This window comes from Serratia sp. (in: enterobacteria) (genome assembly GCF_051654945.1).
GTDB lineage: Bacteria > Pseudomonadota > Gammaproteobacteria > Enterobacterales > Enterobacteriaceae > Chania.
The window spans coordinates 1-1,480 of sequence record NZ_JBOFZA010000045.1 but is presented as its reverse complement, the minus strand read 5'-3'; the positions used below and the strand labels follow the sequence as shown (position 1 = coordinate 1,480).

Annotated in this window: 2 protein-coding genes; both read right to left on the bottom strand. The window is 54.1% G+C overall.

The window, feature by feature from the left end:
* On the bottom strand, nt 1-451 hold a 451-nt coding region (locus ACRDCA_RS07875), incomplete at its 3' end, for an IS6 family transposase (protein WP_438689033.1).
* A 93-nt stretch (nt 452-544) separates the two neighbouring features.
* On the bottom strand, nt 545-1,261 hold the full coding sequence (locus ACRDCA_RS07870) for a pentapeptide repeat-containing protein (RefSeq protein ID WP_438689032.1): 717 nt from the start codon (nt 1,259-1,261) through the stop codon (nt 545-547).
* Nucleotides 1,262-1,480 lie beyond the last annotated feature (219 nt).

Sequence of the window (1,480 nt, the reverse complement as noted above, 5' to 3'; positions counted from 1 at the left end):
CACTGAGTGTCGCCAGGGCGGCAGTATTCGCGCTGCTTTTATCGATGGTCACGACCTCCGGTTCGCCCTGATGACGAATGACCTTGCGAAAGAAGCGCAACGCGGCTGAGGCGTCCCGTTTGGCAGTCAGCAGGAAGTCGATGGTTTGACCTGCGGTATCTACCGCGCGGTACAGGTATTTCCATTGGCCTTTAACTTTGATGTAGGTTTCGTCCATGCGCCACCGACGCCCCACGCGACGTTTATGTCGGCGAAAGGCCTTATCCAACAGCGGCACCAGGCGGATAACCCAGCGGCGAAGCGTAGAATGGTCAACGATAACGCCGCGCTCGGCCATCATTTCTTCCAGGTTCCGCAGACTCAGTGAATAAGCGAGATACCAGCGTACACACTGTGCAATAACATCGACGGGATAATGCAGGCGACGGAAGGCTTTTCGGATCAGAGACATCGTCAGGTCACACCCTGTAAAAGCTGCATATTACCCGACGACGGCTTAATGCGACAGAACCTGCCGTTTTCATGACAATGCCACTACACGGCATTACTCTTCGGGGGGGCATATTATTGCCCCGTCTACATATGCCCCGTGCGCCTTAGCCCAGTCATAATTTTCCCGCGAAATTTTTGCCCCCGCCAGCTTAGCCCCCGCCATGCTAGCCCAGTCTAGGACAGTCCCCCGTAGGTCAGCTTTCCGTAGGTCAGCGCGCTCTAGGCTAGACCCCCACAGATCAGCCTTCCGTAGGTCAGCCCCCTCCAGGTGAACCCCCGCCAGGTAAAGATGGCTCATGTTAGCCTTCCGTAGGTCAGCCCCCTCCAGGTGAGCCCCCGGCAGGTCAACTCCCTCCAAGTTAACCCCCTGTAGGTCAGTTCCGTCCTCGTTTACTCGGCAACCCATGCTGGCGTCATTCGTTTTTCCGGTTATATCTCTATATAGCTTCAGCAGCAGACCGGTCATCTTGGCATGGGATGTATTGATGTCGGCGAACAGGTCATCTGACTTCTCTACTACACGGATCTTTGTGTTTATAACTTCTGCGTGTATCTGGTTCTTCCAGATAGTTATACGAATAAGCTGGTCCTCGTTATCTGGATCCCTGAACTGGCACGCCAGGGCACCATCCTTACTTCCCAGCGACACCAGGTTCCCCGCCAGCTTAGTAAACATCTCAAGCCGCTCGCGTCCCCTGTCCACCTGCCCGAAGGTAAACAGGTAAATCAGATGTTCGCCAATTCCTCTGAGGCTGCCTAACTCTTTCATTGAGGCCCCCCCACTCATACTCGTCTGCGCAATTTGCCGCATGCTGCTGGTCAGAGGTGAAATGCTGCTCATTGTTTTTCTCCTGTGCGTTATTGTCTGTACAGGACATTTTTATTGCGGAGAAAAATGATTAATATCAGAATTCGGCGTTGATGCACGGATGAGGTGTTACAGAGTGCTTATCGGTTCCCGGCCACGTGCCCGAGGCTTTGCGACGCA

What these genes read in the sequence shown, in the direction of transcription:
- ACRDCA_RS07870 (WP_438689032.1), bottom strand. Translation starts at nt 1,261, where the DNA reads ATGAAAGAGTTAGGCAGCCTCAGAGGAATTGGCGAACATCTGATTTAC.